This window comes from Streptomyces sp. NPDC042336 (assembly GCF_055581985.1).
In genome coordinates this window covers 13,329-26,544 of the sequence record NZ_JBVJEA010000005.1, presented here as the reverse complement: position 1 = coordinate 26,544, position 13,216 = coordinate 13,329, and the positions used below count along the sequence as shown (strand labels likewise).

At 73.9% G+C, this 13,216-nt stretch carries 9 protein-coding genes; 5 read left to right on the top strand and 4 right to left on the bottom strand.

Annotated elements, in window-relative coordinates:
- The first annotated feature begins 58 nt into the window (after positions 1–58).
- Both ACZ6IM_RS12995 and manB read left to right on the top strand, forming a co-directional pair.
- Positions 59–1,309 (top strand): peptidoglycan recognition protein family protein, encoded by a 1,251-nt coding sequence (locus ACZ6IM_RS12995; RefSeq protein WP_469556471.1) that lies wholly within the window; start codon positions 59–61, stop codon positions 1,307–1,309.
- A 75-nt stretch (positions 1,310–1,384) separates the two neighbouring features.
- Positions 1,385–2,470 (top strand): mannose-1-phosphate guanylyltransferase, encoded by a 1,086-nt coding sequence (gene manB, locus ACZ6IM_RS12990; protein ID WP_469556468.1) that lies wholly within the window; start codon positions 1,385–1,387, stop codon positions 2,468–2,470.
- Positions 2,471–2,872: 402 nt separating this feature from the next.
- On the opposite strand, the gene ACZ6IM_RS12985 is transcribed toward manB, so the two are convergent.
- The 4 genes from ACZ6IM_RS12985 to ACZ6IM_RS12970 form a co-directional block, all read right to left on the bottom strand.
- Entirely contained in the window at positions 2,873–3,853 is a 981-nt protein-coding gene (locus ACZ6IM_RS12985; RefSeq protein WP_052843583.1) for a DNA-3-methyladenine glycosylase family protein, read from the bottom strand.
- 85 nt (positions 3,854–3,938) lie between these two features.
- Positions 3,939–5,270: a coenzyme F420-0:L-glutamate ligase gene (locus ACZ6IM_RS12980; protein ID WP_469556464.1), complete on the bottom strand. Its 1,332-nt coding sequence runs from the start codon at positions 5,268–5,270 to the stop codon at positions 3,939–3,941.
- Positions 5,267–6,226, bottom strand: coding sequence for a 2-phospho-L-lactate transferase (cofD, locus tag ACZ6IM_RS12975; RefSeq protein WP_052843579.1), 960 nt, complete (start codon positions 6,224–6,226; stop codon positions 5,267–5,269). Before cofD ends, ACZ6IM_RS12980 begins: the two co-directional genes overlap by 4 nt.
- Positions 6,227–6,270: 44 nt before the next feature.
- Positions 6,271–6,798, bottom strand: coding sequence for a cysteine dioxygenase (locus tag ACZ6IM_RS12970; protein WP_052843577.1), 528 nt, complete (start codon positions 6,796–6,798; stop codon positions 6,271–6,273).
- 685 nt (positions 6,799–7,483) lie between these two features.
- On the opposite strand from ACZ6IM_RS12970, the gene ACZ6IM_RS12965 reads away from it, so the two are divergent.
- From ACZ6IM_RS12965 to ACZ6IM_RS12955, 3 genes are all read left to right on the top strand, one after another.
- On the top strand, positions 7,484–7,747 hold the full coding sequence (locus ACZ6IM_RS12965) for a WhiB family transcriptional regulator (protein WP_003975777.1): 264 nt from the start codon (positions 7,484–7,486) through the stop codon (positions 7,745–7,747).
- 189 nt (positions 7,748–7,936) lie between these two features.
- Entirely contained in the window at positions 7,937–11,704 is a 3,768-nt protein-coding gene (locus ACZ6IM_RS12960; RefSeq protein ID WP_469556458.1) for a glycosyltransferase family 2 protein, read from the top strand.
- Positions 11,701–13,215 (top strand): DUF5719 family protein, encoded by a 1,515-nt coding sequence (locus tag ACZ6IM_RS12955; RefSeq protein ID WP_052843575.1) that lies wholly within the window; start codon positions 11,701–11,703, stop codon positions 13,213–13,215. Before ACZ6IM_RS12960 ends, ACZ6IM_RS12955 begins: the two co-directional genes overlap by 4 nt.
- Position 13,216: the final 1 nt, after the last annotated feature.

The window sequence follows — 13,216 nt, the reverse complement described above, 5'->3', positions numbered from 1 at the left end:
TACGGCCCGTCAGGTCCCAGATGGACATATTTGTCAGATCATGTCCAGGATCAGGGGCATGCGTGGATTCCTAGCTTCCTCGACCGGCGTCACGTGCGCGGCGGCCCTGGCCTTCCCGCTCGCCCCGCCCGCGGCAGCCGCCACCTCATCGGCCCCACCCGCGACGAGTTCCACCGCACGGCCCCCGGCGTACGCCCCCGGCGGCACCCAGTCACTGCCCCTCGCCCCCCTCGCCCGCGACCGTGCACCTGGAGTGGCCGAACAGGGCCTGCCCCGCCGCGACGTACGGCGCTTCTCGCTCGTCGGCGTCGTCTGGGACAGCCCCGCCACCGAACTCCACGGCCGCGTCGAGGTCCGTACCCGTGCCACCGCCACCGGCACCTGGTCGGGCTGGCGGGAACTGGAGACCCACAACGCCGAGCACGCCGCCGACCCGGGCACCCCGGAGAGCGCCTCGGGCCGTGTCCGCGGTGCCACCGCACCGCTGTGGGTGGGCGAGTCCGACGGCGTCGAGGTCCGGGTACGGGCCGAGAACACGCCCGGTGCCGCCCGGTCCGCCTCATCTCTCCCCGCCGGCCTGCGCCTCGAACTCGTCGACCCCGGTGAGGGCGCCCCGCCGTCGACGACCAGCGCGCGGTCCCCGGCGGAACCCTCGGTACTCCCCGCACTCCGCGCACTTCCCGCGCGGCAGAACGCCAAGCCGCACGTCGGCCCCCGCCCGAGCATCACCACCCGCCGCGGCTGGGGCGCCGACGAGAGACTGCGCGAGAAGGGGTTCGTGTACACGAAGAAGGTCAAGACGGCCTTCGTGCACCACTCGGCCACCGGCAACAACTACCGCTGTTCGCAGGCGCCGTCGGTGATCCGCGGTATCTACCGCTACCACGTCAACAGCATGGGCTGGCGCGACCTCGGCTACAACTTCCTCGTCGACAAGTGCGGAACCATCTACGAGGGCCGGGCCGGAGGCGTGTCCAAGCCGGTGCTGGGCGCCCACACCTCGGGGTTCAACTCCAACAGCATGGGCATCGCCGTGCTCGGCACCTACAGCTCGAAGAAGCCGTCGCCGGCCGCGCTGAAGGCGATCGCCCGGCTCACCGCGTGGAAGGTCGGGCTCTACGGCATGAATCCGCGCGGAAAGACATACCTGAAGTCCGGAGGTGGCAACCTCTACCGAAAGGGCAAGAAAGTACGAATGAACGTCATCTCCGGTCACCGCGACGGCTTCGCCACCAACTGCCCAGGCAAGAAGCTCTACGCCAAGCTCGGCACGGCCCGTTCGAAGGCGGCGAAGTACCAGGGCCGCTGAGCGCGGGAACGGTCTGCATACACTGGCCCGCCGAAAGACAGTTCGGCCGGTCCCGGCAGGAAGCAGAGACGACAGGTGACAGAAGCGATCCTCCTGGTCGGCGGCAAGGGCACGCGGCTGCGCCCGCTCACCGTGAACACGCCCAAGCCCATGGTCCGGGCCGCCGGAGTGCCGTTCCTCACGCACCAGCTGGCGCGGGCCAAGGCGGCCGGCGTCGAGCACATCGTGCTGGCGACGAGCTATCTGGCCGAGGTCTTCGAGCCGTACTTCGGCGACGGCTCGGCGCTGGGCCTGCACATCGAGTACGTCACGGAAGAGGAGCCGCTCGGCACCGGCGGCGCCATCCGCAACGTGGCGTCCCGGCTGCACTCGGGCCCCGACGAGCCGGTGCTGATCTTCAACGGCGACATCCTGACGGGCCTGGACATCGGCGCGCTGGTCCGCACCCACGAGACGACGGGCGCGGACGTCTCCCTGCACCTGACGCAGGTGACCGACCCGAGGGCGTACGGCCTGGTCCCCACGGACGAGACGGGCAGGGTGCTCGCCTTCCTGGAGAAGCCCCAGACCCCCGAGGAGATCGTCACCGACCAGATCAACGCGGGGGCGTACGTCTTCCGCCGCTCCGTCATCGACACGATCCCGACGGGGCGCCCGGTCTCGGTCGAACGCGAGACCTTCCCCGAACTCCTCGCCACCGGCGCCCACCTCCAGGGGATGGTCGACTCCACGTACTGGCTGGACCTGGGCACCCCGGCGGCCTTCGTCCGCGGCTCGGCCGACCTGGTCCTGGGCCGCGCCCCGTCCCCGGCCGTACCGGGGCGCTGCGGTGACCGCCTGGTCCTGCCCACGGCACGGGTCGCGTCCGACGCCAAGCTGGCCGGCGGCACGGTGGTCGGCGAGGGCGCCTTCGTGGCGGAGGGGGCGCGCGTCTTCGGCAGCACGATCCTGCCGGGCGCCGTCATCGAGCCGGGAGCCGTCATCACCGACTCCCTCATCGGCACCCGGGCCCGCGTCGGCACCCGCTCGGTCCTCGCCGACACGGTCATCGGCGACGGCGCGGTCATCGGCGCCGACAACGAACTCCGCTCCGGCGCCCGAATCTGGTGCAACGCCCACATCCCCCCGGCGTCCCTACGCTTCTCCCCGGACGCCACGTAGCCACAAACAGGCCCCGCCACCGCGACCAGCCGTGCCGCCCCGCCCCCCTGCCCGCCGCCGCAGGCAGTCGTCCCCCCCCGGCCGTCGCGGTAGGCACTGGTGCCGCGCCCTCCCACCCGGCGCGCCGCAGGTAGTCGTGCCCCCCCGGCCGTCGCGGTAGGCACTGGTGCCGCGCCCTCCCGCCCGGCGCGCCGCACGCAGTCGTGCCGCCCCCACCTGCCGCTGCGGGCGTCGTGCTTCCCCCGCCCGCCGCCGCAGGCACTTGTGCCGCCCCCCGGCCGCCGCTGCGGGCAGTCGTGCCGCTGGGGCGGCACGGGTGGGCGCAGCGGCACCCCGCCACGCCGGGCCGCGTCCCCACCCCCGCCCCGCACCCACGCCGGGTACCAGGAAAGCGCCGGAGACCTACAGCCGCTCGATCCCCCGCGGAGCCATCCGCGGCGCCCGCCTCCCCGGCACCCGCCCACTCAACAGCACCAGCCGGGCCGCCCGATGCCGCTGCCCCGCATACGGCTCGAGCAGCCGCAGCATCTCGGCGTCATCCGCATACCGGTCCCCACCCAGCGCGAACCCGACGATCCCCGGCAGATGCAGATCGCCCACCGTCACCGCGTCCGGCGCCCCATGACTGCGCTGCACGGTCTCCGCCGACGTCCACGGCCCGATCCCTGAGACGAGCTCCAGCCGCTCCTGCGCGGCCGCCGGCTCCATCCCCGCCGCCTCCTCCAGCCGCGCGGCGACCCGTACGGCCCGCAGGATCGTCGAGGCCCGCTTGTTGTCCACCCCGGCCAGATGCCACTCCCAGGACGGGATCAGCGCCCACGTCCGAGCCGACGGCATCACACACATCCGCCCGGGCGCGGGCCCCGGCGCCGGCTCGCCGAACTTCCGTACCAGCAGCCGCCACGCCTGGTACGCCTCCAGCGTCGTGACCTTCTGCTCCAGGACCGACGGGATCAGCGACTCCAGCACCAGCCCGGTCCGCGTCAGCCGCAGCCCGGGGCGGCGGTGCCGCGTCAGCGCCAGCAGCCGGTGCCGCGGCACGAACGCCGTCGGGTCGTCCTCGGCGCCCAGCATCCGCGGCAGCTGCTCCAGCAGCCACTCGGCCCCCGGCCCCCAGGCCTCGCCCCGCAGCTCACCGCCGCGCGCGGTGACCCGCAGCGTGCCCGGCCCGGCGGGCGTCCGGCTGGCCCGCCACACCGAGCCGTCCGGCATCGTCCGGAACGTCGGGTCGCCCGGCCCGCGCCGCAGCGGACCGAGCACCAGCCCCAGGTCCAGCGGCCCGTCCGGCACCCACACCCGTACCCGGCCCGGCGCGGGCGCCTGCCGGGGTATCCCGCCGCGCACAGCGGCGCGCGGGGGCCGGGGAGCGAAACGTCCTGCCACGAGTGAGGTCCTTGGGCGAAGTGGGGAGGGGGAGGCGAGAGCGCTGACGAGAAGGAAGAAGAGAGCCCCTACGAGGGTAGAGGGCTCACCGCACCTCGATGAACGCCTCCGCGTCCCGCTCCGGCCGGGCCTTCGGCTGCTCGGCGGGATGCCCGACCGCCACCGCCCCCATCGGGTCCCAGTCGCCCGGCAGCCCCAGCACCTCCCGCACGACGTCCCGGCAGAACATCGTCGAGGACACCCACGCGGAACCCAGCCGCTCACCGGCCAGCGCGACGAGCAGGTTCTGCACGCCCGCGCCGGTGGCGACCACGAACATCTCCCGCTCGGCCCCGTCCCGCCGCGCGTCCCCGTAGGTGTGCGAGCCGTCCATGACCAGGCAGGGCACGACGAGGTAGGGCGCGTTGCGCAGGACGTCGCCGCGCCGTACGCGCTTGGCGATGGACTCCTCGCTCTTGCCGTCGCGCCGCAGGTCCGCGATCCAGGCGTCCCGCATCGCGTCGAGGAGCCGGGTACGGGACTCCTCGGACTCCAGGAGCACGAACCGCCACGGCGTGGTGTGGTGCGGCGCGGGCGCGGTCACCGCCGCGGCCACCGCCCGGCGCACGGCGTCCGGGTCGACCGGCTCGTCCGTGAAGGCCCGTACCGTACGCCGCTGCGTGACCGCCTGCCGTACCGCCTCCGAGGTGCCGAGGCGGAACATGTCGTCGCGCGCGCCGCGCACCATCGCCCGTGCGCCCTCGCCGTCGTCCTCGGCGACCACCTGCGGCAGCCCGCGCACGACGGCGACGGGCAGGCCCGCGGCCTTGCCCTTGACCAGGTCGCCCGCGGCGGCCAGCTCGTCGGCGGTGGCGACGACGGTGGCGCCGAGCGGATTGCCGTGCGCGTCGGTGCCGCCGCGCAGGTCGTCGAGGACGCGGACGCCCGCCGCGCCGATCGCCACGTCCGTGAGCCCGGCCCGCCAGGGGCGCCCGAAGGTGTCGGTGACGACGACGCCGACGTCCACGCCGAGCGTGTCGCGCAGCCCCTCGCGGATGCCGCGCGCGGAGGCGTCGGGGTCCTCGGGGAGCAGCAGCACCGTCCCGGCGGGGGTGTTGGAGGCGTCGACGCCGGCCGCCGCCATGACCAGGCCCTGACGGTTCTCGACGATGCGCAGCGGCCCGCGCCGGGCCACCACCCGTACGGTCTCCGCGTCGATCGCGGCCTCCCGGTCGGCGGCCTCCACGACCCGGCCCTCGGCCTTGGACACGATCTTGGACGTGACCAGCAGCACGTCCCCGTCGGCCAGGCCGGGCTCGGTGGCCGCGATCAGCTTGGCCAGGTCGTCGCCGGGGCGCACCTCGGGCAGGCCGGGCAGGGCCCACACCCGGTAGCCGTCCCCGCGGCCGGGGGCGTCGCCGCGTGCCTCGTCGCTCATGCCTCCCGCACCTCCTCGGCCAGCGTCAGCGCCTCCCGGGCCATCCGCGCCGTCGCGTCGAGGTCGGTCATCATCAGCGGCACGGCGCGGCAGAGGATGCCGGCGGCCCTCACGCGCGTGACGGAGTCGGCGTCGACCGTGTCGACCAGCCAGCCGTCGAGCAGGCCCGAGCCGTAGTGCTCGGCGACCGCGGCGGCGGTGGACTCCACGCCGACCGCGGCGAGCACCTTGTCGGCCATCCCGCGCACGGGCGCGTCCCCGACGATGGGGGACAGGCCCACCACCGGCACCCCGGCGTCGGCGATCGCCTCGCGGATGCCGGGCACCGCGAGGATCGTGCCGACGGAGACGACCGGGTTGGACGGCGGGAAGAGGATGACGTCCGCCTCCGCGATGGCCTCCAGGACGCCGGGCGCCGGCTTGGCCTGCTCCGCGCCGACCGGCACGACCGCCTCGGCGGGGACGGAGGCGCGCAGGCGCACCCAGTACTCCTGGAAGTGGACCGCCTTGCGCTCCCCGTCCAGCTCGACCGCCACGTGCGTCTCCACGCGGTCGTCGGTCATCGGGATCAGCCGCACGCCGGGCTTCCATCGGTCGCACAGCGCCTCGGTCACCGCGCTGAGCGGAAAGCCCGCGGTGATCATCTGCGTCCGGACGATGTGGGTGGCGAAGTCGCGGTCGCCGAGGCCGAACCACTCGGGGCCGACGCCGTACGCCGCCAGTTCCTCCTTGAGGTGGAAGGTCTCGTCGGCCCGTCCCCAGCCCTGCTCCTCGTTGATGCCGCCGCCGAGCGTGTACATCACCGTGTCGAGGTCCGGGCAGACCTTGAGCCCGAAGAGGTGGATGTCGTCCCCGGTATTGCCGATGACCGTGATGTCCGCGTCTGGCGCGGCCTGCTTGAGACCACGCAGGAACCGGGCACCACCGATGCCGCCTGCCAGAACCACAATGCGCATGGCCCCAGTCTTGCAGGCGGGTACGACAGTGTGTCAGCCAGTCGTCACCGTGCCGGTGCGGTGTCGGCCTCGGCGTCGGCGTCCTCGGGCGCGGCGGCTGCCGTGCACTGCGGGGCGTGCATGGGCATCTCGGTCAGGCCCGGGTAGTAGACGTGCAGGCTGACCGCCGGCTCCAGCGTGTCGTTGACCACCTCGTGCACGTACCCCGGCGCGAACACGCGCTGCGTACCGGCGGCCAACGCGTGCGTGCCGCGCTCCGTGTGCTCGGTGAGGGTGCCCTCCAGGACCGTCCACACGCCGCAGGAGGGGCCGTGGTCGTGGCGTCCGCTGCCCTGTCCCGGCACCCAGGACAGCAGCCAGACCTCGTACCCGGGCCCGGTGCGCAGCCGGTGGTACCAGCGTGTCGTCGCGTCGTACCGGACGAGGTGCTCCCACGCGGAGCGGTCGGCGGCGACGGAGCGCACGAGACCGGCGAACTCGGCGACGGTGGCCGGGTGCTCGCGCGGAGCTTGCAGCAGGTGGGGGACTTCGAGGATGTCGCCGGCGATCTGGAGGTCGCTGTCGCTGTTCATGGGTGCGGTGGTTCCTCGGCGGAAGAGTGCGGGGAGCGGAGCGAAGGACGAAGGAACGCCCGGGTGGGGCGGGAACGCGGGAGTCGAGTCGCGTGGACTCGGGGACAGCCGGAGCGCGGTCGGCTCAACAGCTGGAACAGCGGCAACAGCTACAGCGAGCGCGGGCAGCACCGTGGGACCCGGCGGTGCGGGTCGAGGTGGGCGCCAAGTTCGCGAGCATGCCCCCAAGGACAGCGGTTCACACCAGCACTGTCAACTCGATGCCCGTTATGTGGGACATGTTTCACCTCATCCGGTTGATCGGGATGGTGAAAGGTTTGCTCAGCGGGGTTCCGGGACACATGGCGCACAAGCCGGGCGCACAACCCTCGTTGCGATCCCGTGATCCGAATGTGATCAGGTTCGCTTCGGCGCGTGTATCGGAACGGGATCGAACGCCGGGGCGTCCTTCCTGGTGCAGGCGTGAATCGGGGCGGGCGTCCTGCGGGCCTCTTTGCTATGTCAAGGTTTATGGCGATTTGAACACTTACTGCATGGCCTTGGTTCCGCAGAGTGAATAAGGGGCCCAATAGCAGATCTCGGCTTGACTCGCCCGGAGCAGCACACTTGTAATTTCACTCGTGTCGTTCAGCCGGAATCGGTAACGGCTAGATCACGGGGACGCGAAGACAGACGAGGGGCGCACATGACCGAGCTGGTGCAGCAACTGCTGGTCGACGACGCGGACGAGGAACTCGGCTGGCAGGAGCGCGCACTGTGCGCCCAGACCGACCCCGAGTCCTTCTTCCCCGAGAAGGGCGGCTCCACCCGCGAGGCCAAGAAGGTCTGCCTCGCCTGTGAGGTCCGCTCCGAATGCCTCGAGTACGCCCTTGCCAACGACGAGCGCTTCGGTATCTGGGGCGGCCTGTCCGAGCGGGAGCGCCGCCGGCTGAAGAAGGCGGCGGTCTGACGGCCGTGGCCTGACGCAGCGGCAGAAACGGCCCGAGCAGCGGGAACGGCCCGTCGCCGGTGGGTTGTCCACAGGCGGCGGGCCGCCCCTGTGTCCAGCCGATAGTGTGGGCGCTCGTCCGAGACGCCCCGCCGTTTTCCACCGGCACGGGCGTCCACCGCAGTCCACCGAACCGGGGCCCGTACCTCGATGTCCGTGCAGAGTCACACCGCAGCCCAGCACGACCTCGCTGCCACACCTGAGTTCCCGCGTCACGTGGTGACCGCGGTCCTCGTCGCCCACGACGGAGCCCGCTGGCTGCCCGACGCGCTCGCCGGGCTGCTCGGCCAGGAGCGCCCCGTCCAGTACGCCGTGGCCGCCGACACCGGCAGCGCCGACGACTCCTCCCGGCTGGTCGCCGAGGCCCTCGGCGACGACCGCGTGCTCCATCTCGCCCGGCGCACCGGCTTCGGCCAGGCCGTCGAGGAGGCCGCCCGCATCGCCCCCGTCCTCACCCCCGAGGACCTGCCGTACCTGAGGCGGCCCAGCGGCTGGGACCCCGTCACCCGCAGCTGGCGCGACGACGCCTACGACCTGCCGGAGCTCCCCCACGGAGAACCGGTCCAGTGGCTGTGGCTGCTGCACGACGACTGCGCCCCCGAACCCGAGGCCCTCGCCCAGCTGCTGCGCGTCGTGGACACCGAGTACGAACTCGGCCGCGACGACGTCGCCGTGGTCGGTCCCAAACTCCGCGGCTGGTACGACCGCCGGCAGCTGCTCGAGGTCGGCGTCTCCATCGCCAACTCCGGCCGCCGCTGGACCGGCCTGGACCGCCGCGAACAGGACCAGGGCCAGCACGACCACGTCAGGACCGTGCTGTCGGTGTCCACCGCCGGCATGCTGATCCGGCGCGACGTCTTCGAGCGGCTCGGCGGATTCGACCGCCGGCTGCCCCTGATGCGCGACGACGTCGACCTGTGCTGGCGCGCGCACGCCGCCGGACTGCGCGTCCTCGTCGCTCCCGAGGCGGTCGTCCGCCACGCCGAGGCGGCCTCGCGCGAGCGCCGCGCCGTCGACTGCGCGGGCCGCACCACCGCCTCCCCGCACAAGGTGGACAAGGCCGGCGCCGTCCACACCCTCCTGGTCAACGTCCGCACCGCCGCCCTGCCCTGGGTACTGCTGCGCGTCGTCCTCGGCACGCTGCTGCGCACCGTCGCCTACCTCGTCGGCAAGGTCCCCGGTCAGGCCCTCGACGAGATCCGCGGCCTGCTGGGCGTCCTGCTGCGCCCCGAGCGGATCATCGCGGGCCGGCGCGAACGCGGCCGCCCGCAGGTCGAGAAGGACGAACTGCGGCCCCTGTTCCCGCCGCCCGGCGCGACCATCCGCGCCACCGTCGAGCAGGTCGCGGGCGACCTCTTCGGCAGCTCCGAGGCCGAGGCCGCCGCGGGTGCCGGACGGCACGGCGGGGGCATCGAGTCCGGACCCGGCGGCGACGACGCCGACTTCCTGGAGATCGAGCAGTTCGCCCGGCTCAAGCGCATCGCCCGCAAGCCGGGGCCGGTGCTCTTCCTGGTGCTGCTGCTCGTCTCCCTGGCCGCCTGCCGCGCGCTCCTCGGCGGCGGCGCCCTGTCCGGCGGCGCGCTGCTGCCCGCACCGGCCGGCGCCGGCGAGCTGTGGTCGCGGTACGTCGACGCCTGGCACACGGTCGGCACCGGCGGCACCGCCTCCGCGCCGCCCTACCTCGCGATCCTCGCCACGTTCGCCTCCGTGCTGCTCGGCTCCACCGGACTCGCCGTCACCCTGCTGCTGGTCTGCTCGGTGCCCCTGGCCGGTGCCACCGCCTACTTCGCCTCCCGCCCGCTGGTCCCGTCGCGGCTGCTGCGCGCCTGGGCCGCCGTCGCCTACGCCTTCCTGCCCGCCGCCACCGGTGCGCTGGCCGGCGGCCGCCTCGGCACCGCCGTCCTCGCCGTACTGCTGCCGCTCATCGCGCGCGCGGGAGTAGCGGCGGCCGGCCTGACGGGCTCCTCCGGCGCCCGCGGCAGCTGGCGCGCCACCTGGGCGTACGCCCTGCTGCTGACGATCACCACCGCCTTCACGCCCGTCGTGTGGCCCGTCGCGCTGGTCCTCGGCGTCGGCGTCCTCGCCCTGCGCCGCGGCGAGATCACGGCGTACGCGCCGCGCTTCCTCGCCCAGCTCGGCACCCCGCTGCTGCTGCTCGCGCCCTGGTCGCTGTCGCTGCTGCCGTTCGGCTTCTTCGACGAGGCCGGGCTGGAGTACGGCGCCTCGGCCGCCTCCGCCCTCGACCTGCTCGGCGCCAGCCCCGGCGGCCCCGGCACGGTGGGCGGGCTGTTCCTCGTCGGCGTCGTGCTGGCCGCGCTGGCCGCGCTGCTGCGCTCCGAGCGGCAGTTGGGCATCCGGACGGCCTGGGCCGTCGCCCTGGTCGCCCTGGTCTTCTCGGTCCTGTCCAACCGCTCCGCGTGGGCCGGACCCGCCACCCTCGTCTACGGCATCGCCCTGCTGTCCGCCGCGGCCCTCGGCGCCGACGGGGCCCGCTTCCGGGTGGCCGAGCAGAGCTTCGGCTGGCGCCAGCCCGTCGCCGCCCTGATCGCCCTCGCCTCGGCCCTCGGCCCGCTGATCGCCGCCGCCGGCTGGATGTTCGGCGGCGCCGACGGCCCGGTGGAGCGGCGCGACCCTGTCCAGGTGCCCGCGTTCGTCGCCGAGGAGAGCCACACCCGCGACCAGGCCCGCACCCTCGTCCTCGACAGCGACTCCGCCGCGCACGTGGGCTACATGCTGGTCCGCGGCTCCGGCGCCCGCCTCGGCGACGGCGAACTGGCCTCCGGGGACGGCGGGAACAGCACCCTCGACAAGGTCGTCGCCAACCTCGTGGCCGGCTCCGGCGCCGACCAGGCCGACCAGCTCGGCGGGTTCGCCGTGCGCTACGTGCTCGTGCACAAGGGCGCGCCCCGCGAGGTCACCCGCGTCCTGGACGCCACGCCGGGACTGAGCAGGCTCAGCCAGCAGGACGGCAGCGGACTGTGGCGGGTGAACCAGGAGGTCGCGCGCGCGACCATCGTCTCCGGCGGCAAGTCCGGTGCCGGGGCGTCCGGCGGCGGCGGGCCCGAGCCCGTGGCGGCCGGCCCCGTGGAGATCCACACCGACATCAAGGCGGGCTCCGACGGCCGCGTGCTGCGCCTCGCCGACACCGCCGCCGAGGGCTGGACCGCCACCCTGGACGGCAAGCCGCTCACCCGCACCACGGTCGACGGCTGGGCCCAGGGCTTCGAACTCCCCGCCTCCGGCGGCCGGCTGGACGTCACCTACGACGACCCGTTCACGCACACGGCCTGGCTGTGGGCCCAGGGGCTCCTCGCCGTCGTCCTGGTCGTCCTCGCCCTGCCCGGCAGGCGCCGCGACGTCGACGACGACCTGCCCGACGAGCCGCTCGTCCCTGCCCAGCCCGTCGAGGGCGAAGGCCGCCGGGCGCGGCGGCTGCGGGCCCAGGCCGAGGCCGAAGCGGAGACCGCGGGAGACGCCAGCGAGGTGCCCGAACCGCCCGTGGCGGCACCCGTGCCGGTCCCGCAGCAGCCGGCGTACGGAGAATGGGACGCGACGGGGTACACCGGCGCCCAGTACGGCTCCTACGACGGCGGCTACGGCGGCGAGCAGTACCAGGGCGCCCAGCAGTACGACCCGGGCGCGTACGGGCAGCAGCCGTACCAGGCGGCGGACCCGTACCAGTCGGACGCCTACCAGGGCGGACACGGCGACCAGGGCGCGCAGTACGGGGCGGGTCAGTACGACCCCTACGCCTACGGCGACCCGACGCCGGCTCAGGAGGGCGGCTACGACCCCGCCTTCGACCAGGCGTACGGCCAGGGCGGATACGACACGCCGTACGACCCTTCCCAGCCCCAGCAGCCCCAGCAGCAGCCCCACGGCACGGGCAGTGAGCGTCCCGACGGGAGCCAGCAGTGAAGCGCACGACCCTGTCCCTGATCGCCTGTGCGACGGCGCTCGCCGCCGTCACCGGTTTCGCCGCGGTGTCCGCCCCGGACGGTTCGGGCTCTGACACCGCGGCACCGGCCGCCCGGCTGCCCGTGGAGCGCACCAGCCTGCTGTGCCCGGCGCCCAGCACGTCCGACCTCGCCGAGACCGCGTACACGTCCTTCACGCCCGTCACGAAGGGCGCGGACGAGAAGGGCAGCGCGGCGCTCACCACGGCGGAGACCGCCGTCCCCCAGGACGGCAAGGACGGCAAGGACGACAAGGACGGCGACAAGGGCGAGAAGAAGGAGAAGCCGGTCCTCCAGCCCAAGGCGCCCGGCACCCCCGTCGGCGGGAAGACCACCGGCGCCGACACACCCGCGCTGATCGGCACCGCCGAGGGCGGCAACGCGCCGGGCTGGACGGTCCAGCAGACCACCGAGGTCGCCGCCGGGACGGGCCGTGGCATGCAGGGCGTCAACTGCGCCGCCCCGGACACGGAGTTCTGGTTCCCGGGCGCCAGCACGGCGACCGGCCGCACCGATTACGTGCACCTGACGAACCCGGACGACTCGGCGGCCGTCGTGGACATCGAGCTGTACGGCAAGGACGGTTCCCTCAAGTCCACGGTGGGGGAGGGGGTCACGGTGCCGCCGCACGCCGGCGAGTCCCTCCTGCTGTCCACGCTCAGCGACGTGAAGCAGACCGACCTGACCGTGCACGTCGGCGTGCGCAGCGGGCGGATCGGCGCCGCGGTGCAGGCCCTGGACGACAAGACCGGCGGCGACTGGCTGAGCGCGGCCGCCGACCCGGCGAGCGACCTCGTGCTGCCGGGCATCCCGAAGGACGCCACCGCCGTGCGCCTGGTGCTGTTCACGCCCGGCGGCACCGACGCCGACCTGAAGGTGCGACTCGCCTCGCCGTCCGGGCTGATCACGCCCGCCGGGCACGAGACGGTGCACGTCAAGGCCGGTATGACGACCGGCGTCGACCTCGGCGAGGTCACGCGCGGCGAGGCGGGCTCGCTGGTGCTGACCCCGACGGACCGGTCCGTGCCGGTCGTGGCGGCCGTCCGGGTCGTGCGGGGCAAGGGCGACGAGCAGGAGTCGGCGTTCATCCCGGCCACCGACCCGGTCGGTGCGCGCGCGACGGTCGCGGACAACCGCGCCAAGAGCACGACGCTGGCCCTGTCCGCGCCGGGCGAGGCCGCGAAGGTCAAGGTAACGGCGTCGGCGGGCACCGAGGGCGGCACGGCCGCGACCGAGACGTACACGATCAAGGCAGGCACGACCCAGAACGTCGACGTGCCGGTCCCCGCCGGGCTCAAGGGCTCCTACGCGCTGACCGTCGAGACCGTCTCGGGCGGCCCGGTCCACGCGTCCCGCACCCTGACGGGCTCGGACGACGACGTGGCGGCCTTCACCGTCCAGACCCTCCCCGACGACCGGGGCACGGTCTCGGTGCCGAACGCGGACGAGGATCTGTCGGTACTGCAGAAGTAGA